The following is a 25,688-nucleotide window of genomic DNA, read 5'->3' on the forward strand; positions in this document are numbered from 1 at the left end:
AAATTTTAATGTACTTACTTTATTAAACATTTTCTAACTCTGGATAAAACTTCTTAAGCATTGCCGCTATTTTTTTAGGTGTAAATGGCTTTACTACAAACCCTTTAGCGCCTTTATCAATTGCATCCTTAACATTCTCAATACCTGAATGTGCAGATACCATAACCACATTAGTCTCTGGGCTTAATTCATTGATTTGTGCAATCAAATCTTTACCATCACCGTCTGGCAATTCAATGTCTAAAAAAATGATATTATAATTTGCAGCTTGGCACTCACTAATACATTGTGAGGCAGTAGATGCTTCCTTTACGTTATCTATCCCTAAGTGCATGAGCGTTTGGCTCAAAAAACTACGCACTGTGCTAACGTCATCTACAATTAAAATTGATAGCTGCGTATTCATCTTTATTCCTCGTATGCTATAAGCTAACTTTACGTTATCATAATAATTAGCTTAGTATATAAATTTACTCATTTAATTATAAAGACCTACGGAAAAAAGGCCAGATCTGCTTTATGTCTAAAACATCAAATAAACAATCTCTGCTAGGAAAAACTCCAGCAAGAAAAAAACAACGCAAAAAAGCAAGAGCAAAACTGCACCTCAAAAGTCCGTGCAAGCAACTAAAAGTATTGGCTCTTCAGATATCAAAAACAAAGTAGTTAAGTCTAAAAAGGGGTTATTTATAGCACTTTCTATCGTAGCCGTTATTATTTTGATTTTTCCAAAGCCAACTCTGCTCACCTATAAAAAATTAGGGATGGTAAGTGAAAGTATTTATTGGCCCGGGGTATTTGGCTACGGTGCCACTATAATTGACTCCAACTTACACCCACAGCTGGATGCGAAAGGTAAATCCCTTTATTTATGCGGTGATTTACAAATTCCGCAAAGCTGCCAGAAGTATCAAATCATAGCGAATGATGGACTATTTCCAGCTATCCGCAGTTATTTTTAGCATTAAAAAAACTAATCTGAAAATTTAAAATTACTTGGTTGAAAGGTGCGCAAAAGATCAACATAATGGCGCTCCTTTTTTCAACAACTGAACTATTGAAACAACCATGCTAAACGAGCTAGACTGGCTTTTAAACACGATACTACTTGCACTAGGTTTAGGTGCATTCTTTATTAACCATATAACATTACTGCGGGTTGCCGCAATTAGTGCTTGTGGTCTATTATTCTTATCATTTAGCTTAGATCTTATGTCGTCGAGTGTTATTTCAAATATGAGTTTAGTGTTGATAAACACCTTTTACTTGTTTAAGGTTTATACATTTGGGCAGCTTAACGTAACCCAAAGTTAACAACTTTTCCTTAGAATATATAATAGCCCAGCATTGCTGGGCTTTTTTGTTAAAAATTTAAAATATTGAAAATTACTTTGAATCAAGATGAAAATTAAAAATTCAAGGATCATACAAGCACTATTGTTAAAATAATGCTTGTATGCTGCTAAAAAGAGTGAGGAAAGAGAACACGATAACCGAAGAATACGTAGTAAGTAAGATTAGTCCGCTATTGTTAGCTCACTTTGGGTTTGTATTTTAGAAGGAATATCTTCTGCATTAGCCTGATTAAACCAAGCTGAAACACCAAGTATAATAATTGAAACAATAACTAGGCTTAGTTTAACGCCACTTTGACTCGATTTCATAACACCCTCTTTATTTTTTTATTAGTGAGAACTGTCTCCACATTAATAAAAATTACAAATGTTAACAAGCTGTTTTTAAACTAATTAGCTATCAGCTAATAACCTTTTGTTCTATCTATACGGTTATTTAGCGCCACTCCCTTATATAAACGTTCGATATTATTTACTACCTGCTCTACAACACTATTTATATCAGAAAGCGCGGCGCAATGTGGCGTAACCGTTATTTTGGGGTTTAACCAGTAAGGATGGTCTTGTGCTAATGGTTCTTGTTCAAAAACATCCAGTGTAGCACCACGTAAACTTCCGTTATTTAAGGCGTTTAATAAGTCTTGCTCAACTACATGTTGCCCTCGAGCCACATTAATTAAAACGGCATGTGCTGGTAATTTTGCTAACAACGAGTGGTTAATAATACCCGTAGTTGCATGCGTAAGTGGCAATAAGCACACGAGGTAATCAACTTCAGGAAGTAGTTTACTAAGCCCTTGCTCACCATAATAAAAATCCACATTAGCTGCATTTTTATGGCTTTTGGCCCAAGCACTTACCTTAAATCCGTTATTGATAAACTTTTGCGCACATGCTTTACCTAACTCACCAAACCCAAGGATACCAACATGTTTATAACTGTGTCCCCGTTTGGGCTTCCATATTTGTTGCGTTTGTTTGATGTCGTATTCTTTTAAACGTAATTTTTGCGCTAACACATGTGTAAGTACATACTCAGCCATATCCTCAGCAAGTTGATCGTCAACAATACGAACTACTTCAACATTTTCAGCCAGTAGTGTTAAATCGATACTGTCTACTCCGGCACCAAATGACGATACGGCTCTTAAGTTAGGCAACTGAAGCCACATAGATTCTGGCGCTTTCCATGCAAGTACAAAATCAACTTCATTTGTATTTTTGCAATCAGGCCACTGCTCTACAAGGGTATTTGGTAATAATTCTTGCATTTTTTTATTTAATTTTTCGTTATCTCGCCCAGAGATAGCTACCAATACAGACATAAGTGCATCCAAAAAATTCGAGTTTGGCTAATTATACTAGCCGATATGCCTTTGCCTAGCTCAATTAACTCTTTAAAAGTGTCACACAATTGCAAAGCAACTGTCACACCCTTTTTCTACTCTAGATGAATGGCAATATGGCAATATGGCAGTGTGAGAGAGGCTTATATGATTAGTATTGATAGAGTGATTGAAGCAAGTTTACCACAATTAGAAAACTCCCCAAAAATAAAAAGCATTGTAAAAAAAAGCTTAGAGTATTTATTACACGAACAGGAGTTTGTAGCCTTTGAAAATTCTTACCCTCACTTACAAGGCCTAGAGTTTGTTGAACAAGTTCTCGACGAGCTTAATTTTGATACACGCTACAAACCAAAGCAAATTGAGCACATACCTAACGAAGGTAAGCTTATTATAGTTGCTAACCACCCCATAGGCTCCTTAGACGCACTTGCATTAATAAAAGTACTCTGTACTGTTAGACAAGACTTAAAGGTTGTGGCTAACCGTATGCTGATGTCTGTCACACCTATGCACAAGTTATTATTACCCGTTAATAACTTATCAGGAGCCAGTAAAAAACAGGAGCTTAATAATATCCACCTTCACTTAAAAAATGAGGGTGCATTACTTATTTTTCCAGCAGGTGAAGTATCTCGCTTAAGCCCTACAGGTATAAAAGACTGTAAATGGAATACTGGTTTTTTGCGCATTGCTAAAAAAGCGAATTGTCCTATTTTACCTGTATTTATTAAGGCTAAAAATAGCCCGCTATTTTATGGTACCTCAATGATCTATAAACCATTAGCGAGTTTACTATTAGTGAAAGAAATGTTTAAACAACGCCAAAAATCTTTGGAATTTGAAATTGGTGCTTCTATCCCTCCTGCGTCCTACTTAATAGAAAATCTTAAAGATAAAGAGGTTGTAAACCTTATACGCAAACAGCTTTATAGGCTTGCTACAAAAAAAGTCTTACCGCTAAAAACACAAACCCCTATCGCTATTCCTGAATGCAGGAAGGATCTAAAAAAAGCAATTGAACAATGCCAATTACTTGGTAAAACGCAAGATGGTATGTGTATTCATCTTTATCAATACACAGGTAGCTCACCTATATTTAGAGAGTTAGGCAGACTTAGAGAAATTGCTTTTAGAGCTGTCGGCGAAGGAAGTGGAAAACGCCGCGATATAGATAAATATGACATGGATTATAAGCATCTTGTACTTTGGGACCCATCGCAATTAGAGCTAGTTGGTGCATATCGCTTAGCCTGCGCGCACAATATAATAAAGAAGCACGGCAGAAAAGGCCTCTATACAGATAGCCTATTTAGTTATACTGATGCAATGACACCATATTTAGAGCAAGGTATTGAACTTGGCCGCAGCTTTGTACAACCTAAATATTGGGGACGAAAAAGCTTAGATTACTTATGGTACGGTATTGGTGCATTTATAAAAAACTACCCACAATATCGTTATTTATTTGGTGCTGTTACAGTACCTAACACTCTACCAGAACAAGCAAAAGCCATGTTGATATACCACTACCAACATTATTATAAAAATTATAAAACACTTGCCATACCAAACAATGAATTTAGATTAAGTGATTACCAACTAAAACAATATAAAACCCTATTTACTGGTAATAATGTAAAAAATGACTTTATAGAACTAAAGCATATACTTGCTAATATTGGCGTACAAGTTCCTACATTATTTAAACAGTACACAGAGCTTTGCAACCCCGGGGGTGTAACGTTTTTAAGCTTTAGTATCGATCCCGATTTTAATAATTGTATTGACGGGCTTGTTTTAGTAGATCTTAAAAGTGTAAAAGAAAATAAAGCAAAGCGTTATTTAAATAAAGACCCCTCTATTTAAAAGGTATTTGAATGTCAATTATTAGATAGGAGTAATCAATCTAAAATTAATCTAAATCAATAAAGTACTTCACTAGGTTCAAACATTTTTGAAACTTTGATCTAGAACAGGTTTTCATTTTTGTGTCACGGTAATAATAGCCTCAATCAAAAAGTAGTTCTTGGAGAACAACATGAAAACCACAATTAGCATTGCATTATTAACTTCTTTATTAGCGCTCTCTCCTGCTGCACACGCTAACCTTAGCGTAAATGTAGGCGCTATAAACATAAACCCTGATAATAGTAGTTCTTCAATAAATGAAGCGCCCACTTTAGGCCTTAAGGGCAGCTCTGATACGCAATTAGGTATTACAGTTGATTATAAATTTAACGATCAATGGGTATTAGAACTGATTGCAGCAACCCCATTTTCTCATGATGTGAATGGGACTGGTGGTTTGGCAGGTAATAAAATTGCAAATATAAAACAATTACCACCATCACTTATTGCTCAGTATCACTTTTTAGACACCAGTTATGCTTTGAGACCTTTTGTAGGTGTAGGTATAAACTACACAATGTTTTTTGATGAACAACCATCACAAGCCCTTAAAGCAACGCTCGGAACAGACGACGTAGAAGTGAAACTAGATAATTCTTTTGGTTTTGTAGCGCAAGTAGGTGCAAACTATAAAATTAATAAAAAATGGGGATTACACGCAATGGTGTCTCTTATCGATATTGATACAGATGCCAGCGTCTATGCTAATGGGGTAAAAGCACTAACCTCAACAGTTGAACTAGACCCAATTGTTGCTATGTTTGGTGTGAAATATAATTTTTAGAGGGCGCTGTAACACCTGCAGTTAGCGGCATTCACATGTGTATAAAAAAGGCGCTAAGCGTCCTTTTTTTGTGTAATGAAAATAGTAATTCAGCTTCTGCTCTGGGTAATTCGCATTCGCGTATCACTTCATCTAGGTCTGCGCCGAGCTCTACCATTTTTACAGCACGAGAGTAAATTTTAGCATCAGGGTCGTCGTATTTCTGAGCCGCTTGCTGTTGTATTAAATCTTGGTTTTGCTGTTCAACATCAAGCACTCGTTTACCAATACTAAGTAAACCCGTTCTAAGTTCTGAAATTTCACTTCGCAAAATGTGTGTTTGCTCTGATTTATCTTTTAGCTGCTGCATTAAAGAGCTAAACTCGCTAGCTTGCTTATTTTTTGACGCAATAGTAAGCGTCAGCGATATAAGCCCTATCGCCAGCGCTGCAATTGCTATACTAAGTAACAACATAATTTGTGTGGTAAAGCTTATATATCGCTTAACTCATCCCATTCGTCATCACTAAGTAACTTGTTTAAATCAACCAAAATAAGCAACTCATTTTCACGATTACAAACACCTTGAATGAACTTAGCACTTTCTTCAGTTCCAACATTTGGTGCACTGTCTATTTCAGAACTACGCAGATAAACAACTTCAGATACGCTATCAGCTAAAATACCGATTACTTGTTCTTCAGCTTCAATAATTAATATACGAGAATTATCGGTTGCTTCAGCAGGTAACAAACCAAACCGTGCTCGAGTATCAATAACTGTTACTACGTTTCCGCGCAAGTTAATAATACCAATAACATAAGAAGGAGCGCCTGGAACTGGGGCTATTTCTGTATAACGAAGTATTTCTTGTACTTGCATTACATTTACGCCATAGGTTTCCGCTTCTAGCTTAAACGTAACCCACTGTAAAATTTCATCATTATCTGCATTTTTATTTGCTGACAGTAATTTATCTTGATTCATACTATTACCCCGTAATGGTCATTACTACTGACGGCTATCTAAGCCTTTCTCTAATAATGTATTTAAGTTGTCTACATCTATTAAAGCACACATTTTATCTTTAATAACTCCAGCAAGCCATGGACGCTTACTTTGGTTTGTGCGCCATTTTACATCTTCTTTTCGCAATGTAATGTTATTTATTAACTTTTCAGCCAACAAACCCCACTGACTATCGCCCAGAGTAATCAAATACTGGTAGTTTAATGATGCTTCTAACTTCTCATCATATTTTTCTGGCATTACCCAACGCGCAGTATCTACAACATTGAGATTCTCATCTCTATTAAGCATAACGCCTTTAAACCACTTTGGCTTACCAAATAAATGATTTATTTCACCTAACTGGTGTATACCACCCAATGCTTTTAATGGTACAGCCAATGTTAAACCTGCAACCTCAAAAAATAATGCCTGAAATTCACCATCAAAATAATCGGCTTGACTGCCACTGTTTAATAATTGTTCTGGCTCTTTTAATATTTTAGCTTGCGGCTCTAAAACACCTTCAGCGACTATTTTCGGACTAACTGCTACAAAATCAATTTCCTCTATTAAAGGTTCAACATCAGCAATAATAAGATCTTGATTGAATATTTGTTCGACTACTTCAAGTTGTTTATCAGGCTTTAAATAAATATGTTCTTTTTGTGAGTCATCAGGCATTTGCTCGAGTAGTTTTGCAACTGGCTCTAAATTATTAGCAGGCTCGTCCTCGCATAGTAAAGCCCCTAGATACTGTTTCATTACTTTTTCATTAGCAAATAATTGCTTGCTCATTAATTAACCTTGTTCTATTAAATATTCTAGCAATGTTTTATATGCATAAACACCACGTGAGCGAGGACAAAACTCTATAGGTACCTTTTGTGCAAGACTTGCATCTCTGAATTTAGTATCTACTGGAATTACACCTGGCCAAACTTTATCTGTATACGTACTTTGCAGTGTTTTATATGCTGATAACGATGCTTTAGTTCGTTTATCATACATTGTAGGAATTATAGTATATTTATACTCTTTCGCTTGAGAGGTTTGCATTAATTCCATAGTGCGCATCATTCTATCAAGTCCTTTAAGTGCTAAAAACTCTGTCTGCACTGGGACTAAGATTCGCTCACTTGCTGCAAGCGCGTTAACCATCAATACTCCTAATACCGGAGGGCAATCTAGAATGGCATAATCGTAATATTCACTAATCTTTGCAAGTGCTCTTTTTAGTATTAACCCCATCCCTGTTTTATTACCCATGCTTCTATCAAGCGTAGCTATCGCCATCGTAGCAGGTAGAATATCAAGATTATTAATAGTTGATGGACACAAAGCTTGGAGTATTTCTTCACTTTGCATACTCGTACCTCGGGCAAAAATATCGTATACACTAACCTCTAGCTCTTCCGAATCAATGCCAAAATAGTAAGTAAGTGATGCATGAGGGTCCGTATCTATAAGCAACACGCGCTTGCCTTGCAAAGCTAAAATACCAGCGAGGCTGACCGCAGTAGTTGTTTTACCAACACCACCTTTTTGATTTGCAACAGTCCAAATCTTCACATTACATCCTAATTACTGTTCATTGCGCGTTGTTATGCGAATACCACCATGGGGTAGACGGATTATTTTTATTGTATCGTCATCTGAAGGCAGTTCAATTTCAGGTTCTACTATTAGAGGCTCATTAGCTTGTTCATCATCTTTAACGTATTCTTTTGGTGCTAAGCCATATTTAGAAAGTGCAATAACAACTTTACGATTCTCTGCTCGTCCTTTTACAGTGTCGTTTCTTGCAAACGGCGAGTATTGGCCATAACCTTCGATCGCCATTCTTGCAGAATTAATACCTAATGCTTCCAGCTCTACTAAAATGGACGTTGCTCTAGCGACCGATAATTCCCAATTAGAACGAAACATTTCGTTGCGAATCGTTTCATCATCAGTATAGCCACGTACTCTTATATAGTTATCTACTGGAGCAATAATATCTTTAACAATTTTGACAACTTGCTTGGCCTTGGAGTGTGCAACTGAACTGCCACTTGAAAATAACATACCTGAGCTTAGCTCTATAATTAGCCAATCTTGATTAAGCTCTAAATTTGCTTCCCCATTACGTATTTCATCAATAAGTGCTGATTGTAGCTTGGTTAGTAAACTATCGAGAGGTTTACCTAAATATTTTTGTTGTATGTTACTTGTATCACTTTGACCGTCGAGTAGCTCAGGGCCTTGTTCTTCTTTTAAAATACTTTCGCCATAAAGGACTTCTTGTTCTGGGCTTACTCTATCAGTCAATATTCCATTGCCATTGACGCCTTCCCCTTGCTGGGAGTAATGACGAGCAGATTTATCAAAAACGTGTTCAAGGGAATCTGACAATATTTGAAATCGTTCTTCTTTATTTATCGCGATTGCATAAAGCACCACAAAAAAAGCAAACATAATGGTCATATAATCTGCATACGATACCAGCCAACGTTCTGTATGTTGGCTTTTAGGAGCAGAGTGACGAAGCCGTCGGCGTAACATGTTATTCATCCACTAAATTAGGACGCTCTACACGATAGGCTTCAAGCTTTAATTCTATATTTACTGGGCTTTCACCAACACTTATTGCAATCACACCTTCGGCAAACATTTCATGGTAAAGCATTTTTTGCTCTACACGCTGTCTTAACTTATTTGCCATAGGTAAAAACAGTAAATTAGCTAAACCAACACCATAAATGGTTGCTATAAATGCCGTTGCCACGCCAGCACCAAGCATTTGCGGATCGGTAATAAACGACATTGCCTGTATTAAACCAAGCACCGCCCCTAAAATACCAATGGTAGGGCTGTAGCCTCCCATTGCTTCATAAACACGTGCTGCTTCAAGTAAACGTTCTCGCTCTAGCAGTAAATCTATTTCAAGAGTGTCACGTAACTTTTGCTCTGAGCAACCATCAACAAGTAAACTTAAACCTTTAGCTGCATAAACATCTGGGTGAGCTAAGGCTTCATTTTCAAGCGCCAAGTAACCTTCTTGACGCGCTTTATGAGACCATCGCTTAACTTGCTCTATTGCCTCATCAATATCGTATTGTGGCGCAACAAAGACCCAAGAGCTTATATTTAGCATTTTCTTAAAGGTATTTGCTGATGTCTGCAACATAACAGCGCCAAGCGTACCGCCCAATACAATAATAAGTGCAGGGCCATTAAATAAAGCAGAAACAACGCCCCCCTCTAAAGAGTAACCTAAGCCTATTGCGCCAAGTGCTACAAATAATCCAAATATTGAGAGTTTATCCACAACCTATCTCTCTCTTTATACGTGCAGCAACATCATTAAGCGCCAAGCTTTCACTTGAAAGCCCTGCATTGGCAATTGCTTGAGGCATCCCGTAAACTACGCAACTTTTTTCGTCTTGTGCCCAAATAGTTGCACCGCTTTGCTTTAACATTCTAGCGCCATCACGGCCATCAGCACCCATTCCCGTTAACACAATAGCAAGCACGTCACCTTGATAGGCTTTTGCAGCACTTGCAAAAGTAACATCTACGCTTGGTTTGTAACTTATTCGCTCGCTATGATCTTCAAATACGCGCAGGGTTCTATTCGCCCCACGCCCTTCTACCATCATTTGCTGTCCGCCAGGTGCTAGATAAGCTGTTCCTGGTTGTAAGCGATCTCCTTGTTGTGCCTCCTTTACTTTTATTTGGCATAGGCCATTTAAACGGGCAGCAAATGCGGGTGTAAAAGCCGCTGGCATATGTTGAATAAGCAAAATAGGATGAGGAAAATTAGCTGGTAGTTTAGTTAATATAGTCTGCAGTGCAACAGGACCACCTGTAGAAGTGCCAATAGCCACAAGCTGATATTGCTTTCCACTTGCTCGCATTGAGGCAATATTTGAACTTGCCGGTACTATAGGCGCTGCTCTTTGAAAGCTTTTATCCGGTTGTTTTACAGAAGGTGTTAGTGTACTTGTTCTTTGCGAAAGTGAACTTGTTCTCGATTTAGCCGATACTAATGGCTTAGGGGATGTTGCAGCTAAAAACGTTCGCGGTAAACCTCTTCGTCCAATATCTTTCACTTTATTTTGTAAAAGCTTTATTGCATCTTCGTTATTGCGAGCGATGTCTTCAAACTTTTTCGGTAAAAAATCCATTGCTCCAGCATCTAGCGCATCAAACGTTGCTGTTGCGCCATCACGTGTAAGTGATGAAAACATTAAGATAGGAGTTGGATTGCTCGCCATTATCTCTTTAACTGCGCTAATACCATCAAGCACAGGCATTTCGACATCCATAGTGATCATATCTGGACGTAGCTGAGCTGCTTTTTCAACAGCTTCTCTGCCATTCACAGCAAAGCCTATAACTTGTATGTCGCTATCTTGCTCAAGAATTTCGCTTACCCTGCGGCGAAAAAAGCTTGAATCATCAACAACTAAAACTTTAACGGCCATTTAGCTCTCTTATTAAATTTATGCGTAGGTATATATTAAATATATACCTACTTTATTATCAGCCTGCGTAATGTTTTAACATGTTTGGAACGTCTAAAATCAGTGCAATACCACCATCTGAAGTAATTGTAGCGCCTGCCATGCCTGGGGTACCTTGTAGTAACGCATCAAGTGGTTTAATTACAACTTCTTCTTGACCAATTAATGAGTCAACAACAAATCCAATTTGCTGAGTACCAATTTGCACAATAACTACATGGCCTTTTGCTTTTCGCTGTGAACGATCTGAGCCTTTAACTAGCCAGTGCTCGAGGTAGAATAACGGTATTGCCTTTTTACGCACAATAATTGTTAATTGCCCATCAACCACATTTGTCTTCGTTAAATCTAAGTTGAATATTTCACTAACACCGGCAAGTGGTAACGCAAATGTTTGTGCGCCAACAATGACCATTAAAGTTGGTAATATAGCCAAAGTAAGTGGTACTTTTATCTCTAAAATAGTACCTACGCCTAACTCAGATTGAATACTTACAGAGCCGTTTAATTGGGTGATTTTAGTTTTCACCACATCCATTCCAACACCACGACCTGAAATATCAGATATCTCTTCTTTTGTAGAAAAGCCAGGTGCAAAAATCAGATTATAGGCTTCAGTGTCAGAAAGTCGACTCGCTTGGTCGTGATCGAGCACACCTTTACTAATTGCTATTTTTTTCAGTTTTTCAGCATCCATACCAGCGCCATCATCTTTAATGGTCAACAAAATATGGTCGCCTTCCTGAGACGCTGATAAAGTAACATTACCTGTTCTAGGTTTACCTGCAGCCTCACGAACAGCTGGCATTTCAATACCGTGGTCAACTGAGTTTCGCACTAAATGCACAAGTGGATCGGCAAGTGCTTCCACTAAGTTTTTATCTAAATCGGTTTCTTCACCTATAAGTTGTAAGTCAATGTCTTTGTTTAAGCTGCGTGCTAAATCGCGTACTACGCGAGGGAAACGACCAAATACCTTTTTAATTGGTTGCATTCGCGTTTGCATAACCGCACCTTGAATATCAGCGGTCACTACATCTAAGTTAGAGATTGCTTTACCCATCGCTTCACTGTCTGAGTTGGTCGCTAAACTAACTAAACGGTTTCGCACAAGTACTAACTCACCAACCATATTCATAATTTGGTCAAGTCGCTTTGTATCTACACGAACGGTTGTTTCCGCTGCAGGAGGGGTTGCTTTTTTAGGTGTTACAGGCGCAGCTTTAACAATCGGCTTTTCTACCGGTTGAGAAACAGGTGCTTTTGCAGGTTCTGGTTTTTTTACAGGCACACTAGCTTTAGCTGCTGGTTTAGCTGGAACATTGGGCTGTTTCACAGCTGGAACACTTTCTATTGATTTAGGAGCTGTACCCTTGCCGTGGAGCTCATCAAGCAGCGCTTCAAATTCATCATCACTTATATCATCAGATGAACCTACAGCTTTAGATGATGTTGTCTCTACTTGTTCTACTGGGATGTTAACTGATTTGCTTTGTGCTACTGGCTCAGGCGTTTTAGACGAAACCGCACCAAAACTACCAACACCATGTAACTCATCTAGTAAGTTGTCAAATTCATCATCGGTTATATCACCACTAAATTCATTAGTACTTACGGATATATCAGCATCAGATGCCTGACCTTTACCGTGTAGTTCATCAAGTAAATTTTCAAATTCGTCCTCAGTGATTTCATCAATTTGGGCATCACTAACTGAAGGCGTTCCACTAAATAGCTCATCAAATGCGAATGGGTCTTCTTCATCTACTACTGGAGTATCAACAATTTCATTTTGAGGCTGTTCAGTGTCGTTTTCCAACGTACCAGCTAACTCAGCTTCAGTTGGTGGCAAACCTAGTATATGTAAAGTTTCTAGTAATTGAGGATCTGCAGGCTCAGGCTTGTCTCTGTTTTGAATCGTCGCGAACATCTCATTAATGGTGTCGAGTGCTTGTAAAATAACATCCATTAATTCAGAATTAACTGTTCGAACACCTTGGCGAAGTAAGTCAAACACGTTCTCAGCACCATGGCAAGCATCAACAAGTTCTGTCATTGCTAAAAAGCCTGCACCACCTTTTACAGTATGGAAGCCTCTAAATATAGCATTTAATAGCTCGGTATCATCTGGATTATTTTCCAGCTCAACTAACTGTTCAGATAAAAGCTCTAGGATTTCTCCTGCCTCTACAAGAAAGTCTTGTAAAATATCTTCATCGACTTCAAACATGCAGTTACTCTCCTCTTAGAAGCCCAAACTTGATAAAAGATCATCGACTTCATCTTGATCAGATACAACATCATTACGCGATTCTTTATCAATAATAGGGCCTTCAGGACCTGCTAAAGTTTGTGTGGCAACTGGTTCTTTCGTTTTTTGTTGTTCTACTTTATTAGCTGAGCTATCGTCTTGTTCAGCAAACGCCGTTAAAAGATGAAGTAGACTTTCTTCTACTTCTCTAACAAGTTCTATAACACGACGAATAACTTGCCCTGTTAAGTCTTGATAATCTTGGGCCATTAATACATTTGTCATTAAGCTTTGAAGTTCATCAGTTTTATGATGAGAACTATTCATAAACTTATCGATACTATGGCAAAGTTGTTTAAATTCACCTAGCTCAATCTCTCGACTCATTAGACGATCCCACGTCGGTTTTATATGGGATATTTCATCAGCCAATTGTTGAGCGATAGGCAGACTAGCCTCAACTGCATCCATTGTCTTATTTGCGGCGTTTTCTGTCATTTCTATAACATAATTAAGCCGTTTTTTAGCATCTGGAATAGCGTCGTTGGTTAAGTCCGTTAAACGAGCATCAAGCGCAAAGCCTTTAAGTGATTCATGCAATTGACGAGTCAGCTTTCCAACTTCAGCAAATAATTCAGACTGCTCTTTGGACGCGGTCTCTAAAATTAACTGATTAGCTTTGTCTTGCTCGTCATTCTCTAAATAAACGACAAGCTGACGAGCTTGTTCTAACGTAATCTGAGGCGCAGCAAGTGCTGACATAAGCCTCTCCCCCATCATTAGCCTAAGCGTTCAAAAACTTTTTCTAATTTAGTTTTTAGTGTTCCAGCTGTAAATGGCTTAACAATATAGCCATTAACACCTGCTTGCGCTGCGGCTATTATTTGTTCTTTTTTAGCTTCTGCCGTTACCATCAATACAGGGATATGCTTTAGTTTATCGTCAGCCCTTATTGCTCTTAGCAGATCGATACCTTGCATACCTGGCATATTCCAGTCTGTTACTACAAAATCAAAAACTTGATTCTGTAGCATAGGCAATGCTGTCGATCCATCATCGGCTTCTTGAACATTAGTGAAACCTAAATCACGTAATAAATTTTTTATAATCCGTCTCATCGTTGAAAAATCGTCAACAACAAGTATTTTCATGTTTTTATCCAAAACATCCCCCAGTGAGGTCTTAACCTTTGTTTACTTACTACTAATTTATCCAGTCATTGATTTTAGCTTTAAGCTTAATCATCGCCTGACCATGTATTTGACTTACACGCGATTCACTTACATCGAGTATATGCCCTATTTCTTTTAAATTCATTTCATCGTTATAATACAAAGAAAGTACCATTGCATCACGCTCTGGTAATGACTTTATTGCACTTAGCAAAGACTCATTAAACCTTTCATTTTTAACATTATTAAAAGGTTTGTCTAGCGCTAAATCTTGACCGACTGGAGTAATAACATCTTCATCAACTCCTAAGTCTTCAATACCAAGTATTTTACTTGCATTAACATCGTTTAAAATATGATGGTACTCATTTAACGAAATTTCAAGTTTTTCAGCAACTTCTATATCTGTTGGTTCTCGGTTTAAACTTTTTTCTAACAAAGTAATCGTTTCAGCAACTAGACGACTTTTACGATGTACTGAGCGAGGAGCCCAATCACCACGGCGCATTTCATCAAGCATAGCGCCGCGAATACGAATACCTGCAAAGGTCTCAAAGCTCGCACCTTTAGTTGCGTCAAAGTTTTTTGACGCCTCTATTAAACCTATCATTCCTGATTGGATTAAATCATCGAGCTGAACACTAGGTGGTAGTCGGGCTATTAGATGACAAGCCACTTTCTTTACAAGTGACGCGTGCTTTTCAACAATCTCATTAAGATTTTGTGTTGATTGATATCCCATAGCTCTATTCACCAATGTTGTCATAATCAGCCGTTTACTAGTTTCTCAATGAAAAACTCCAAATGACCAGACGGTTGATTGGGTATTGGCCATTTAACAGCCTTTGTTGCCAGCATTTTAAACGCAAGAGCTGCTGGCGAACTTGGAAATAGCTCAACAATCACTTTTTGACGACGTGTTGCTTTACGCATATTTTCGTCATAAGGAACTGTTGCCACTAGCTCCATTGATACATCTAAAAAACGGTCTGTAACCTTAGATAGTTTTGCAAATAACTCGGTACCTTCACGCATACTGCGGACCATATTGGCAACAATTTTAAATTTATAAACGCCGTGTTCTCGACTTAATACCTTGATAAGTGCATAAGCGTCTGTAATTGACGTTGGCTCGTCACATACAACAACCATCACATCTTGTGCCGCCCTTGAAAAGCTTAGCACCATATCTGAAATACCTGCAGCAGTATCAACAATTAAAATATCAAATTCTGTATTTAACTCGCTAAAAGCACGAATCAGACCAGCATGCTCAGATGGAGACAGTTCAACCATGCTTTGTGAGCCCGATGTTGCAGGCACAATTTTAATACCTGCAGGGCCTTCCACTAAAATTTCATCAAGTTCACATTCACCAGATAATACGTGAGATAAATTACGCTCAACACGTAAGCCAAGCATCACATCACAGTTTGCTAAACCTAAGTCGGCATCAAGGACTAATACTCGATTGCCTTGTTGGCCAAGTGCTATCGCAGTATTTAAAGAAACATTTGTTTTCCCTACTCCACCTTTACCACCGGTCACAGCGATAACTTTTACGCCGTTGTTATTGTTTTGACTCATTTTGCGCAGGCCGCTTGCTTGATCTAATACTGTGTTAATCATACATCCCTACTGTGCTTGACGCCACTGCTTGGTGCCTTGAATGTTGTGCTTTTGTTCTTTTTAAATATAGTTGCTCAGCCTTTTTAACTAGTTTTTCAGCATTTGCAACACGAATATCTTCTGGTACTCGTTGACCGTTAGTAAGATACCCTATTGGAAGGCGATTTTGAATCGCAATACTAATAATCTCACCTAAACTTAAAGATTCATCTAATTTAGTAAAAATACAACCACTTAGCTGTACTTTCTTAAAATGTCTTACCGTTTCTTGTAATACATTTATTTGCGCCGTTGCACTCAATACAAGATAACTACGAATATCTACACGCTGATTTCGCATTAACGTGTTTAATTGCTCAGTTAAACGCAGGTCTCTTTGACTCATACCCGCTGTATCAATTAATACTAGACGTTTATTTCGTAAATGATATAAAACTTCAGCTAATTCATTAGCATCTTTTACTTGTTTAACACCACAGCCAATAATACGACCGTAAGTGGCTAGCTGCTCATAGGCACCAATTCTGTATGTATCGGTTGTTATTAGCGCAACTTTATCAGCACCATATTTTTGTGCACCTAAAGCCGCAAGCTTTGCCACAGTTGTTGTTTTACCAACACCTGTTGGGCCCACTAACGCATAGACACCACCTTGGCGAAGTATTTCATTATTGGTTGTTTGCATTTGGTCTTCGACCATAGCTAGTAGGGCCTTCCAGCCTTGTTGGCGAGATACATCATCAGGTACAAAGCATGCCATTTGTTCGGCAACATCTTTATCAATACCCATGCCAACTAAACGGTCAATCATGCATGCACGAGTTGGATCGCGACGTGCCATATCCTGCTGCATTAATCCTGAAACTTGGTGCTCTAGTAACTGACGAATTGCGTTCATTTCTTCACGCATTGTTGTCATTTCTTCGCTTTCATTTGTTTTTGTTTGTTGGCGAGGCGCAGCAGAGCTATCTAAATCGTCGAAATCACGTTCTAAGTCATCAAACCCCAAGCTATCGGCTTGAGTTTGCGGACGAGCTGGGGTTTTGTTTTGAGGAGCAAACATATTTTTAGTACGCTGCTGAATAGCTGGCTCTTGATAGTTTTCAGTAGTATCAATACCTGATTGTGAAAACATAGATGCAAGCTCAGCAGAACGAGGACGAGGCGACTGACGCTCTAATAAAGCTTGTAGGCTATCTGCTACTTTTGCCTGTGGCTCTGTTTTAGGACGCTGTGGTTCAGGCTTTACAAAGTTATGCTGTGTTGAATGAGTGCGCGCAACGGACTCAGTATGAGGCTGCAATACCGCTTTTGGGGCTGCTTTGTCGTAATCAACTGCCGCTACAATTTCAACACCGTTAGCTAGCTTTTTATTCGACATAATAACCGCATCAACACCTAACTCATCTTTAACTTCTTTAAGTACTGTGCGCATATCTTTAGCAAAAAAACGTTTTATTTTCATGATTCAACCCCTTTAAAATCTTATTGTTGGCCTACAGAGCTGACAATCTTGATCTGTCTTTCGTCTGGTACCTCTTGATAAGACATCACTCTCAATCCTGGAATGGTGTACTTAACAAAACGAGATAACACAGTGCGTAACATTCCCGACGTTAGCAATATCGAAGGTTCACCGGCCATTTCTTGGTTTTGATGCGCTTCATTTAGTGACAGTTGAAGCCGCTCTGCAAGTCCTGGCTCAATACCGGCACCTTCATCGCCTGCATTTTGCAATGACTGATGCAACATTTGTTCCAACTCAGGCGCCAAGGTTATGACAGGGATTTCTGACGACATACCCACCGCATCTTGAACAATTAATCTACGCAGAGAAATACGCACTGCAGCCGTTAATACATCAGGGTCTTGGCTACGCGGGCCATACTCGACAAGGGTTTGAACAATTGAGCGCATATCGCGTATTGCAACACCTTCGTTTAGTAAGTTTTGTAATACTTTAACGATTGAAGTTAAAGGAAGTACGTCTGGTACTAGTCCTTCAACTAAGCGAGGGTGACTTTTAGCAAGCATATCAAGCAGGTTTTGAACTTCTTCATGCCCTAATAGCAACGCTGCACTGTTAGTTAATAACTGGCTAATATGAGTGGCAACTACCGTTGCTGAATCTACTACGGTATAACCTAGTGATTGAGCTTCATCTTTTTGATCCGGCTTGATCCATACTGCATCCAGTCCAAATGCTGGATCTTTAGTTTCAACGCCTTTAATTGGACCAAATACTTGTCCTGGGTTAATTGCTAGCTCATCACCATGCTTAAGTTCGCCCTCACCAGTTGAAACGCCCATTAGCGTTATTCTGTAAGCATTAGGATCAAGCTCTAAATTATCGCGAATATGAACAGGAGGAACTAAAAAGCCAAGTTCTTGAGAAAGCTTTTTACGAACGCCTTTAATGCGATTAAGTAGCTCTCCACCTTGAGATTGATCTACCAACGGAATTAATCTGTAGCCTACTTCTAAGCCAATAACATCAACTTGCTGAACGTCATCCCAACCGAGTTCTTTTTGCTCCTGCTTATTAGCTACATTTGTTCCAGCTGCACCATTTGCAGCAACTTCAGCTTCAACTGCCGCTGCTTTTATTTTACTTTGCTGTGTGTAGTAAGCTAGATAACCCAATAACGCACCTAAACTTAAAAAAGCAAAATGCGGCATACCCGGTACTAAACCCATAATGATCAAAATACCTGATGCAATAAAGAGCGATTTTTCATTACCGAGTTGCTTCTTAAATTGGTCGCCCATGTTGAGCGACTCATTTTGACGAGTTACAACAATTGCGGTACCAATTGAAAGTAGTAATGAAGGCAGCTGCGCAACTAAGCCATCACCAATGGTAAGTAATGTATATACTTCCATTGCGTTGCTAAAACTCAAATCGTGCTGAATCATACCTACAAATAAACCACCAACAATATTGATGATTAATATAACAATACCTGCAATGGCATCGCCTTTTACAAATTTACTCGCACCATCCATTGAGCCGTAAAAATCGGCTTCGCGAGTTACTTCCTCACGGCGGTCACGCGCTTGCTCAGCACTGATAAAACCCGCATTTAAATCGGCGTCAATTGCCATTTGTTTACCCGGCATTGCATCAAGAGTGAAACGTGCAGATACCTCAGATATACGCCCAGCACCTTTAGTAATTACCACAAAGTTAATAATAATCAGGATTAAAAATACGACCAAACCAACAGCGTAGTTACCACCAATAACCACGGAGCCAAACGCTTCAATTACTTTACCGGCAGAATCCCCACCGTTATGACCTTCAAGTAATACAACTCGAGTGCTGGCAACGTTAAGCGCTAAGCGCATAATCGTCGCGATGAGTATTACAGAGGGGAATATACCAAACTCCACCGGTTTCATCGTGTAAACTGTCACGAGTAAAACCACTAATGCGAGGGCAATATTAAACGAAAAAAGGATATCGAGTAAAAATGGCGGTAACGGTAAAATAACCATTCCCAAGGCAGCAAGCACAAGCAAAGGGGTGCCTACCCCTTTGGCATAGTCTTTTTTATCTCTGTTAAGTTGTTGTAATACCGCTTTAAAACTCATAATTCTACAATTTCAAAAAATTGACACTACATAGAATTAGCAATAACTATTCCAAGTTACTAAGTTAACAGTTTAATACTTATAGGCATCAGGGATGGGAAGTTTATTATTAAGCTTAGTTGGACGTTTACCGCGCCCTTTATTAAAGCGCTTAAGCTGAAATACATACGCTAAAACTTGCGCTACAGCAGTAAATAACTGATCGGGTATTTGCTCCCCTACTTCAGCTGTATGGTAAAGCGCTCGGGTCAACATAGGAGATTCTAAAATAGGTACTTCATTCCCTATTGCTACTTTACGAATTTGCATAGCCATTTCATCAACACCTTTAGCAATTACAATAGGCGCACCTGCGCGTTCGGTATCGTATTTTAATGCTACTGAGTAGTGAGTTGGGTTGGTAACAATAACATCAGCGTCAGGAACATCTTGCATCATGCGCTTTTGCGACATTTGTCTTTGTGTTTGCCTAATCCGGGCTTTTATTTGTGGGTCACCTTCAGAGTTTTTATACTCATCTTTAACTTCTTGCAGAGTCATTTTTAATTGTTTATGGTGGGTATAACTTTGATATGGTGCATCAATTGCGGCAATAATTATTAATGTGCAAGAAAGCGCCAAAAACATCCAAGCCAAAATATCTAGTGCATGAATAATATTACCTGGGGCTGGCTCTATACTTAAGTGCAGTATTTCATCAAAAAAAGTGTTAATTAAAAATACAGCAAACCCTGCAACAACAGAAAACTTCAAAATAGCTTTAATTAATTCAACAGCTGCTTGTGGGCCAAACATTCGCTTAAAACCTTTAAAAGGTGACATTTTACTTGGTTTTGGAGCTGCAGCTTGCCAACTAAAATTAAATCCCCCTAAAAGCGTGTTTCCTATTAAACCTGCAAATAAAATAATAAATACAAACATCGCCATAGGAAAAACTAAAGTGTCGGATACGCTAGCCCACACAGAAAACATCTTAGTCGTATCGTAGGTTTCATTTCGATTAAGGCTTAACATTCTTACCATTATATTATACAGCCCCTTACCAATCTCAGGGCCGTACATCAAAAGTGAAATAGCTGAGAAAATAAGTACAAACATGGTGCCTAATTCTTTTGAACGTGCAACTTGACCTTTTTTCTTAGATTCATCAACTTTTTTGCCCGTGGGCTCTTCTGTTTTTTCTTGACCTGAATCTTCAGCCATGACTTTCTCCTAAGGGGAACAACCAACTAGAGTACACATTAGTTCAACCATTTTTAACCATTGAAACTCAAACTGAATAATAAAGTTACCAAGTGTTGCCCAAATAATAATAAGTCCCGCGACCAAGGTAAACGGAAAACCAATAGAGAAAATATTTAATTGCGGTGCTGCACGCGTCATAATACCAAACGACATATTAATAACGAGCATAGCGGTAAGCGGTGCAAGTGAGAGTACCAGTGCTGTAGTAAACATCCAGCCGCCCCAGGTCACTATGTCCCAGTAATGATCTACAGACCACCAAGTGCCATCAATAGGTAGCACTTGAAAACTATGCACCACCATTTGAATCATCATTAAATGACCGTTAAAAGCAAAAAATAACAGGGTAGCCAAAATAAGGAAAAACTGGCCCACAGCAGGCACACTCGCACCATTAGAGGGGTCAATAACAGAAGCAAAACCTAAACCTGTTTGCATCGCGAGTATTTGCCCTGCTAACACAAAAGTATTTAGTAAAAGTATAGATGAAAAACCAATGGCAACACCAATCAACATTTGTTGAATAACGACTAAAATCATCTCAAACGAAAATAAATTAGTGAATGTAGCGGGCGGAAGGACTGGCACAACAACAAAAGTTACAACAACCGATAAACCCATTTTTATACGTGTAGGAACATTTTTAGCCCCCAAACCAGCCATAATCATAATCATTGAGCTGATGCGTACCAGCGGCAACAAAAAATCGCTCAACCATTGAATAACGACAGCAAAGGGGTATTCCACGCTTAACCTGCAATTTCAGGAATAAGTAATACTAAGCGAGTAAAAAAGTCCATTAGCTCTTGAGTAAGCCAATGCCCACCCACAATAAGCGCACTAATGGTAATTAATAAACGAGGTAAAAAGCTCAATGTTTGTTCGTTGATTGATGTTGCCGCCTGAAACACAGCCACAACTAAACCAATAATTAAGCCTGGTACTACAATTGCAGACACCAGCTTAATAACTAAAAAAAGCGCGTCACTTAGGATATCAACAAAAATTTCCGGTTCCATGTTGTACTCCTATTGTTGAATCACATTGATGCTTTGCATACTAAGTCCCTAAACCAAAGCTTTTCGCTAGAGTACCCATCACTAAGCTCCAACCGTCTACAAGTACAAATAACATAATTTTAAACGGTAAGGACACTATCATGGGGGAAAGCATCATCATACCCATCGCCATTAATACCGAGGCGACTACTAAATCTACGATTAAAAATGGAATAAAAAACATAAAGCCTATTATAAATGCGGTTTGTAGTTCACTAGTTACAAATGCAGGGATCAACACTATTAATGGTGTGTCTTCTGGCGAATTTAGCTGATCATAACCAGCAATCTTAGCAAACGTTTCTAAGTCTTTGAGACGCACTTGAGAAAGCATAAAGGCTTTCATTGGCTCTTTAGCAAGCTCTAAAGCTTGTACTGAAGTAACCTGCTCATTTAAGTAAGGTTCAATAGCTTGCTCGTTTACCTGCTGATAAATAGGCGACATTATAAAAATACTTAAAAAAAGCGACATGCCTAATAAGACTTGGTTGGACGGTGTTTGCTGTAAACCAATTGCTTGGCGCAAAATGGCGAGTACAACAATAATTCGTGTAAAAGAGGTCATCATAATTATGGCAGCCGGTATAAAACTCAGCGCCGTCATAATTGCTAAAACTTGTAACGTTACTGAGTAGTCCTGTGTGCCATCAGCGTTTGTTGTAATAGTAAGCGCATCAATTCCTTCTGCACTTACATTTGGTACAAACACCATGGCAAAAATAATAAGCAGCCACTTTATCATAGGTTTAATTCTTTTTATTTGGGGTTGATTGCGGGTTTAAGAGTTTACCAAATCGTTTAGCGAGTTCAGGCAGTTCTTTTTCACTTAGTGGGGTTTCTAACTTGTGTAAGTAATTAATACTATGAGGAGTTACACCAAGTAAATGCTGAGCATTGTCTATCTCAACAACCATTAAACGCTCGCGAGAACCTAAAGGTAGGCTTCTGACTACTTTAAATTCATCGCTGTTTGCTAAATTTGGATTAAGCTTTTTAACAAAAAATGCCAGCACTATAATTAGCACTAGCACCATCACAAGCGACAGCACCATAGAGAGTATATCCCCAGTCGGTGTTGCTACATCTGCTTTTGAAAAAACGGAACTCGTTAAAGCAACTAATAAGCTCATCGTAGTTTTTTGATCCGCTCTACTTGGCTTATCACGTCTGTTAAGCGAATACCAAACTTGTCGTTTACCACAACCACTTCACCATGGGCTATCAAAGTACCGTTAACTAGCACGTCCAACGGCTCGCCCGCAACACGGTCAAGCTCAACAACAGAGCCTTGGTTGAGTTGCAATAAGTTACGAATATTAATTTTAGAGCGCCCTACTTCCATTGAAATAGTAACGGGGATATCTAAAATAGTGTCTAGCTTTCGTTTTTCATCGCCACTCATTTCGTGTTTTGAATCACTTAACTCATCGAGCTCTGCAACATGCGCTTCGCTACTATCATCTGGAGCTTCGGCTTCTGCTAATGCTGCTGCCCATTCGTCCATTGTGTCTTGATCATCGCTCATACTTTTAACCTTTTAATCAATTACCAGTCTAAGTCTACACCGTCAGAGAGGTGTAAATCATCTTCTAGTTCTGCTAATTCTGCATCTGAGTCAATTTTCTTGCCGCCTTTGGTAAATACATGCAGCTCAGATTTAACTGAATCAGGTCGTTTAATTTTTTCACTAATTTGAAGCGCAACATTATCGCGAGAGCGACCCATCTTGGCTCTAAATGTAGGGAGTTCTTCAACAAATACGGTTATATGTTCAGGCATTTCAACCGGAATAATATCACCGGCTTTGAGTTCCATAATCTGTCTTAAAGTTAAATCGACTTCAAGTAACTGAGTCGACATATCAACCTCTACATCCATTATTTCGTCTCGAAGTGCTTTGCTCCAACGTAAATCGGTATCCTCAGTATCAGACTGAACACCCGCATCTAACAGTTCTCGAATTGGCTCAAGCATAGAGTAAGGTAGTGCAATATGAAAATCACCACCGCCACCATCAAGCTCAATATGGAAAGAACTAATAACCACAACCTCGGTCGGGCTTACAATATTAGCCATAGCTGGGTTTACTTCAGAATCGAGATATTCAAACGATACATCCATAACCGGTGCCCATGCTTCTTTATAATCTTCAAAGATAATTTTAAGGAGCATTTGCACAATACGACGTTCTGTAGGCGTAAATTCTCGGCCTTCTATTTTTGCATGATAACGCCCGTCGCCACCAAAAAAGTTATCTACCAAAATAAACACAAGTCGTGCTTCCATGGTAATCAGGCCTGTACCTTTTAAAGGTCTAAAACGCACCATATTTAAGCTAGTTGGAACAAATAGAGTATGAATATACTCACCAAATTTAATCATTTGCACGCCGTTAATAGACACCTCTGCGGTGCGGCGCATCATATTAAATAGGCTAATTCGCATATGACGAGCAAAGCGTTCATTAACAATTTCAAGTGTCGGCATACGACCACGTACGATCCGATCTTGCGAAGAAAAATCGTACTGAAGCGTACTTCCCCCGCCATCTTCACCGTCGTTTATATCTTCCTCGTCAACGTCATCAACACCATGCAATAGCGCATCAATTTCGTCTTGGGATAATAAATCGCTCACGCTAACCCCTTATTGCATCACAAAGCCGGTAAACAATACCCGCTCAATTACTTTGCTACCTTCAACATCCATTAAAGCTTTTTGTACCTTTTCAAGTGCAGAAAAACGAAGTGTTTCTTTACCCGCACTCGTACTTAACTCATCGGCAGTTGTAGTAGAAAAAACGCTCAAAAGTGTACCTTCTATAAGCGGAATATGTTTTTTAGCTGTTTCTTCATTTACTTCACCACGAACTAATAACTGTACTTTAATTTGTACAATTCTGTCGCGACTTGAACCGGGAACATTAAATACAAATGGGCGTGGCATCGCAACATATAAAGCACTGCCTATTTCAGCCGATGAACCAGAGGCTGTAGGAGCAGCATCAGTGGACACCGTAGTCTCTTCATCTAAGGTTTCAACTGGCGCATCCGAACCTGATATAAAAAAGTAACCCGCAGCACCGCCACCTATAATGAGAAGTGCAGCCGCAACAATTATTATTAGTTTCTTTTTACTTTTACCGGTTTCTTCGATTTCTAAACTTGTTTCTTCAGCCATCATGATTCCTTTAATCGCAAAGGTACTTGCTTGTTTTAGTTATTATAATAGCAGCACTTAGGCATAGTAATCTATTGATGATGAAGTTTGTTGTCGAGAACTTTGTGCAGTGTTATTTGCTTGCTCGTCGTTTTCATCATTAACTGACTTATTATTAGCCAAATTACCTTGGGTTCCACTCTCACTTTGCTCGGCAGTTTCACCACCTGATTGCCCATAAGAAATAGTACTTTCACCAAGCTCTAGCCCTTGTTGCGCTAACATTTCACGTAAGCGCGGCATTGATTGCTCAAGTGCTTCTTTGGCTTGCTGGTTTTGTACTACAAAGTTTATATGAGCTTGTTCTGCATCGCTGCGAATACGTATTTGCATACTGCCCATTTCGGGAGGATCTAGGCGAATTTCTGCCTCTTTATTATTAATGCTCAGCATTGAGCTAACGCGCTCTTGCAGTAATTTAGCTGCATCACTTTTAACAATATTAATTGCCTGCATTACACCAGGATCAATACTTACTTGCTTAACTTGCGATGTACTTTGTAATTGTTGAGTTTGTATTATTTGGGTATCGAATAAGCTCTGCTCGTAACTTAATGAGTCGTATTGGCTTAATGTGCTCACTTGCTGAGTATTTAAAGCAGCTGTAATTTGCGTAAATACTTGTGCTA

At 38.9% G+C, this 25,688-nt stretch carries 29 protein-coding genes and 1 pseudogene; 4 read left to right on the forward strand and 26 right to left on the reverse strand.

Features of this window, described 5'->3' with window-relative positions; translation table 11 throughout:
* Positions 1 to 22: 22 nt before the first annotated feature.
* Positions 23 to 406 (reverse strand): response regulator, encoded by a 384-nt coding sequence (locus tag P20652_RS09350; protein WP_008168737.1) that lies wholly within the window; start codon positions 404 to 406, stop codon positions 23 to 25.
* 113 nt (positions 407 to 519) lie between these two features.
* On the opposite strand from P20652_RS09350, the pseudogene P20652_RS09345 reads away from it, so the two are divergent.
* Both P20652_RS09345 and P20652_RS20935 read left to right on the forward strand, forming a co-directional pair.
* Positions 520 to 962 (forward strand): annotated as a pseudogene (locus tag P20652_RS09345) (hypothetical protein).
* 106 nt (positions 963 to 1,068) lie between these two features.
* Positions 1,069 to 1,314: a hypothetical protein gene (locus tag P20652_RS20935; protein ID WP_006792771.1), complete on the forward strand. Its 246-nt coding sequence runs from the start codon at positions 1,069 to 1,071 to the stop codon at positions 1,312 to 1,314.
* A 203-nt stretch (positions 1,315 to 1,517) separates the two neighbouring features.
* On the opposite strand, the gene P20652_RS20480 is transcribed toward P20652_RS20935, so the two are convergent.
* Complete coding sequence (locus P20652_RS20480; RefSeq protein ID WP_008168741.1) at positions 1,518 to 1,664, reverse strand: hypothetical protein; 147 nt, start codon at positions 1,662 to 1,664, stop codon at positions 1,518 to 1,520.
* A gap of 95 nt (positions 1,665 to 1,759) precedes the next feature.
* A complete protein-coding gene (locus tag P20652_RS09330; RefSeq protein WP_008168742.1) occupies positions 1,760 to 2,680 on the reverse strand; it encodes a glyoxylate/hydroxypyruvate reductase A in 921 nt (306 codons plus the stop codon).
* 168 nt (positions 2,681 to 2,848) lie between these two features.
* Between P20652_RS09330 and P20652_RS09325 the strand changes: the two genes are divergently transcribed.
* Together P20652_RS09325 and P20652_RS09320 are read left to right on the forward strand one after the other, a co-directional pair.
* Positions 2,849 to 4,570, forward strand: a complete 1,722-nt coding sequence (locus tag P20652_RS09325) for a lysophospholipid acyltransferase family protein (RefSeq protein ID WP_008168744.1) — start codon at positions 2,849 to 2,851, stop codon at positions 4,568 to 4,570.
* A gap of 172 nt (positions 4,571 to 4,742) precedes the next feature.
* Complete coding sequence (locus P20652_RS09320) at positions 4,743 to 5,396, forward strand: OmpW family protein (protein WP_008168745.1); 654 nt, start codon at positions 4,743 to 4,745, stop codon at positions 5,394 to 5,396.
* 31 nt (positions 5,397 to 5,427) lie between these two features.
* On the opposite strand, the gene P20652_RS09315 is transcribed toward P20652_RS09320, so the two are convergent.
* The 23 genes from P20652_RS09315 to P20652_RS21475 all read right to left on the reverse strand — a co-directional run bounded on the left by P20652_RS09315 (position 5,428) and on the right by P20652_RS21475 (position 25,641).
* Positions 5,428 to 5,850 carry a DUF2802 domain-containing protein gene (locus P20652_RS09315; protein ID WP_008168747.1) on the reverse strand — a complete coding sequence of 141 codons (423 nt, stop codon included), beginning with the start codon at positions 5,848 to 5,850 and terminating at the stop codon, positions 5,428 to 5,430.
* A 17-nt stretch (positions 5,851 to 5,867) separates the two neighbouring features.
* The gene (locus P20652_RS09310) at positions 5,868 to 6,362 is read right to left on the reverse strand and encodes a chemotaxis protein CheW (protein ID WP_008168749.1); all 495 of its coding nucleotides are present in this window, start codon (positions 6,360 to 6,362) and stop codon (positions 5,868 to 5,870) included.
* 24 nt (positions 6,363 to 6,386) lie between these two features.
* Positions 6,387 to 7,181, reverse strand: coding sequence for a chemotaxis protein CheW (locus P20652_RS09305; RefSeq protein ID WP_008168751.1), 795 nt, complete (start codon positions 7,179 to 7,181; stop codon positions 6,387 to 6,389).
* 3 nt (positions 7,182 to 7,184) lie between these two features.
* The gene (locus tag P20652_RS09300; protein WP_008168753.1) at positions 7,185 to 7,955 is read right to left on the reverse strand and encodes a ParA family protein; all 771 of its coding nucleotides are present in this window, start codon (positions 7,953 to 7,955) and stop codon (positions 7,185 to 7,187) included.
* Between the two features lie 12 nt (positions 7,956 to 7,967).
* Positions 7,968 to 8,927, reverse strand: coding sequence for a flagellar motor protein MotB (locus P20652_RS09295; RefSeq protein WP_033017476.1), 960 nt, complete (start codon positions 8,925 to 8,927; stop codon positions 7,968 to 7,970).
* 1 nt (position 8,928) lies between these two features.
* Positions 8,929 to 9,693, reverse strand: a complete 765-nt coding sequence (locus P20652_RS09290; protein WP_008168755.1) for a flagellar motor protein — start codon at positions 9,691 to 9,693, stop codon at positions 8,929 to 8,931.
* Positions 9,686 to 10,852: a chemotaxis response regulator protein-glutamate methylesterase gene (locus P20652_RS09285; protein WP_008168756.1), complete on the reverse strand. Its 1,167-nt coding sequence runs from the start codon at positions 10,850 to 10,852 to the stop codon at positions 9,686 to 9,688. Before P20652_RS09285 ends, P20652_RS09290 begins: the two co-directional genes overlap by 8 nt.
* Positions 10,853 to 10,910: 58 nt before the next feature.
* Positions 10,911 to 13,121 carry a chemotaxis protein CheA gene (locus P20652_RS09280; RefSeq protein ID WP_008168757.1) on the reverse strand — a complete coding sequence of 737 codons (2,211 nt, stop codon included), beginning with the start codon at positions 13,119 to 13,121 and terminating at the stop codon, positions 10,911 to 10,913.
* Between the two features lie 15 nt (positions 13,122 to 13,136).
* Entirely contained in the window at positions 13,137 to 13,904 is a 768-nt protein-coding gene (locus P20652_RS09275; RefSeq protein WP_008168758.1) for a protein phosphatase CheZ, read from the reverse strand.
* A 17-nt stretch (positions 13,905 to 13,921) separates the two neighbouring features.
* On the reverse strand, positions 13,922 to 14,305 hold the full coding sequence (cheY, locus tag P20652_RS09270) for a chemotaxis response regulator CheY (RefSeq protein ID WP_008132609.1): 384 nt from the start codon (positions 14,303 to 14,305) through the stop codon (positions 13,922 to 13,924).
* Between the two features lie 40 nt (positions 14,306 to 14,345).
* Positions 14,346 to 15,056: an RNA polymerase sigma factor FliA gene (locus tag P20652_RS09265; RefSeq protein ID WP_033017486.1), complete on the reverse strand. Its 711-nt coding sequence runs from the start codon at positions 15,054 to 15,056 to the stop codon at positions 14,346 to 14,348.
* A 26-nt stretch (positions 15,057 to 15,082) separates the two neighbouring features.
* Positions 15,083 to 15,943 carry a MinD/ParA family protein gene (locus tag P20652_RS09260; RefSeq protein ID WP_008168760.1) on the reverse strand — a complete coding sequence of 287 codons (861 nt, stop codon included), beginning with the start codon at positions 15,941 to 15,943 and terminating at the stop codon, positions 15,083 to 15,085.
* Positions 15,936 to 17,408, reverse strand: coding sequence for a flagellar biosynthesis protein FlhF (gene flhF / locus P20652_RS09255; protein ID WP_008168761.1), 1,473 nt, complete (start codon positions 17,406 to 17,408; stop codon positions 15,936 to 15,938). Before flhF ends, P20652_RS09260 begins: the two co-directional genes overlap by 8 nt.
* A 20-nt stretch (positions 17,409 to 17,428) precedes the next feature.
* Positions 17,429 to 19,537 carry a flagellar biosynthesis protein FlhA gene (gene flhA, locus P20652_RS09250; RefSeq protein ID WP_008168763.1) on the reverse strand — a complete coding sequence of 703 codons (2,109 nt, stop codon included), beginning with the start codon at positions 19,535 to 19,537 and terminating at the stop codon, positions 17,429 to 17,431.
* A gap of 72 nt (positions 19,538 to 19,609) precedes the next feature.
* Positions 19,610 to 20,740: a flagellar biosynthesis protein FlhB gene (gene flhB / locus P20652_RS09245; RefSeq protein ID WP_008168765.1), complete on the reverse strand. Its 1,131-nt coding sequence runs from the start codon at positions 20,738 to 20,740 to the stop codon at positions 19,610 to 19,612.
* 9 nt (positions 20,741 to 20,749) lie between these two features.
* Positions 20,750 to 21,529 carry a flagellar biosynthetic protein FliR gene (gene fliR / locus P20652_RS09240; protein WP_008168766.1) on the reverse strand — a complete coding sequence of 260 codons (780 nt, stop codon included), beginning with the start codon at positions 21,527 to 21,529 and terminating at the stop codon, positions 20,750 to 20,752.
* Between the two features lie 2 nt (positions 21,530 to 21,531).
* Entirely contained in the window at positions 21,532 to 21,801 is a 270-nt protein-coding gene (fliQ, locus tag P20652_RS09235; RefSeq protein WP_002959325.1) for a flagellar biosynthesis protein FliQ, read from the reverse strand.
* A 40-nt stretch (positions 21,802 to 21,841) separates the two neighbouring features.
* Positions 21,842 to 22,582 (reverse strand): flagellar type III secretion system pore protein FliP, encoded by a 741-nt coding sequence (gene fliP, locus P20652_RS09230; protein WP_008168767.1) that lies wholly within the window; start codon positions 22,580 to 22,582, stop codon positions 21,842 to 21,844.
* Positions 22,583 to 22,586: 4 nt separating this feature from the next.
* Positions 22,587 to 22,970, reverse strand: coding sequence for a flagellar biosynthetic protein FliO (gene fliO / locus P20652_RS09225; protein ID WP_008168768.1), 384 nt, complete (start codon positions 22,968 to 22,970; stop codon positions 22,587 to 22,589).
* Positions 22,967 to 23,365 (reverse strand): flagellar motor switch protein FliN, encoded by a 399-nt coding sequence (fliN, locus tag P20652_RS09220; RefSeq protein WP_007585803.1) that lies wholly within the window; start codon positions 23,363 to 23,365, stop codon positions 22,967 to 22,969. Before fliN ends, fliO begins: the two co-directional genes overlap by 4 nt.
* Positions 23,366 to 23,385: 20 nt before the next feature.
* Positions 23,386 to 24,477 carry a flagellar motor switch protein FliM gene (gene fliM, locus P20652_RS09215; RefSeq protein WP_008168769.1) on the reverse strand — a complete coding sequence of 364 codons (1,092 nt, stop codon included), beginning with the start codon at positions 24,475 to 24,477 and terminating at the stop codon, positions 23,386 to 23,388.
* 9 nt (positions 24,478 to 24,486) lie between these two features.
* Positions 24,487 to 25,020 carry a flagellar basal body-associated protein FliL gene (gene fliL, locus P20652_RS09210; protein ID WP_008168770.1) on the reverse strand — a complete coding sequence of 178 codons (534 nt, stop codon included), beginning with the start codon at positions 25,018 to 25,020 and terminating at the stop codon, positions 24,487 to 24,489.
* Positions 25,021 to 25,077: 57 nt separating this feature from the next.
* Positions 25,078 to 25,641: a flagellar hook-length control protein FliK gene (locus tag P20652_RS21475; protein WP_008168771.1), complete on the reverse strand. Its 564-nt coding sequence runs from the start codon at positions 25,639 to 25,641 to the stop codon at positions 25,078 to 25,080.
* Positions 25,642 to 25,688: the final 47 nt, after the last annotated feature.

It is taken from the genome of Pseudoalteromonas sp. BSi20652 (genome assembly GCF_000239855.1).
Taxonomy (GTDB): Bacteria; Pseudomonadota; Gammaproteobacteria; order Enterobacterales; family Alteromonadaceae; genus Pseudoalteromonas.

Bases quoted from the DNA above. Each gene is read 5' to 3' on its own strand.
- P20652_RS09350 (WP_008168737.1), bottom strand. From the start codon at position 406: ATGAATACGCAGCTATCAATTTTAATTGTAGATGACGTTAGCACAGTG.
- P20652_RS20935 (WP_006792771.1), top strand. From the start codon at position 1,069: ATGCTAAACGAGCTAGACTGGCTTTTAAACACGATACTACTTGCACTA.
- P20652_RS20480 (WP_008168741.1), bottom strand. From the start codon at position 1,664: ATGAAATCGAGTCAAAGTGGCGTTAAACTAAGCCTAGTTATTGTTTCA.
- P20652_RS09330 (WP_008168742.1), bottom strand. From the start codon at position 2,680: ATGTCTGTATTGGTAGCTATCTCTGGGCGAGATAACGAAAAATTAAAT.
- P20652_RS09325 (WP_008168744.1), top strand. From the start codon at position 2,849: ATGATTAGTATTGATAGAGTGATTGAAGCAAGTTTACCACAATTAGAA.
- P20652_RS09320 (WP_008168745.1), top strand. From the start codon at position 4,743: ATGAAAACCACAATTAGCATTGCATTATTAACTTCTTTATTAGCGCTC.
- P20652_RS09315 (WP_008168747.1), bottom strand. From the start codon at position 5,850: ATGTTGTTACTTAGTATAGCAATTGCAGCGCTGGCGATAGGGCTTATA.
- P20652_RS09310 (WP_008168749.1), bottom strand. From the start codon at position 6,362: ATGAATCAAGATAAATTACTGTCAGCAAATAAAAATGCAGATAATGAT.
- P20652_RS09305 (WP_008168751.1), bottom strand. From the start codon at position 7,181: ATGAGCAAGCAATTATTTGCTAATGAAAAAGTAATGAAACAGTATCTA.
- P20652_RS09295 (WP_033017476.1), bottom strand. From the start codon at position 8,927: ATGTTACGCCGACGGCTTCGTCACTCTGCTCCTAAAAGCCAACATACA.
- P20652_RS09285 (WP_008168756.1), bottom strand. From the start codon at position 10,852: ATGGCCGTTAAAGTTTTAGTTGTTGATGATTCAAGCTTTTTTCGCCGC.
- P20652_RS09280 (WP_008168757.1), bottom strand. From the start codon at position 13,121: ATGTTTGAAGTCGATGAAGATATTTTACAAGACTTTCTTGTAGAGGCA.
- P20652_RS09275 (WP_008168758.1), bottom strand. From the start codon at position 13,904: ATGTCAGCACTTGCTGCGCCTCAGATTACGTTAGAACAAGCTCGTCAG.
- P20652_RS09265 (WP_033017486.1), bottom strand. From the start codon at position 15,056: ATGGGATATCAATCAACACAAAATCTTAATGAGATTGTTGAAAAGCAC.
- P20652_RS09260 (WP_008168760.1), bottom strand. From the start codon at position 15,943: ATGATTAACACAGTATTAGATCAAGCAAGCGGCCTGCGCAAAATGAGT.
- flhF (WP_008168761.1), bottom strand. From the start codon at position 17,408: ATGAAAATAAAACGTTTTTTTGCTAAAGATATGCGCACAGTACTTAAA.
- flhA (WP_008168763.1), bottom strand. From the start codon at position 19,537: ATGAGTTTTAAAGCGGTATTACAACAACTTAACAGAGATAAAAAAGAC.
- flhB (WP_008168765.1), bottom strand. From the start codon at position 20,740: ATGGCTGAAGATTCAGGTCAAGAAAAAACAGAAGAGCCCACGGGCAAA.
- fliQ (WP_002959325.1), bottom strand. From the start codon at position 21,801: ATGGAACCGGAAATTTTTGTTGATATCCTAAGTGACGCGCTTTTTTTA.
- fliP (WP_008168767.1), bottom strand. From the start codon at position 22,582: ATGATAAAGTGGCTGCTTATTATTTTTGCCATGGTGTTTGTACCAAAT.
- fliO (WP_008168768.1), bottom strand. From the start codon at position 22,970: ATGAGCTTATTAGTTGCTTTAACGAGTTCCGTTTTTTCAAAAGCAGAT.
- fliN (WP_007585803.1), bottom strand. From the start codon at position 23,365: ATGAGCGATGATCAAGACACAATGGACGAATGGGCAGCAGCATTAGCA.
- fliL (WP_008168770.1), bottom strand. From the start codon at position 25,020: ATGGCTGAAGAAACAAGTTTAGAAATCGAAGAAACCGGTAAAAGTAAA.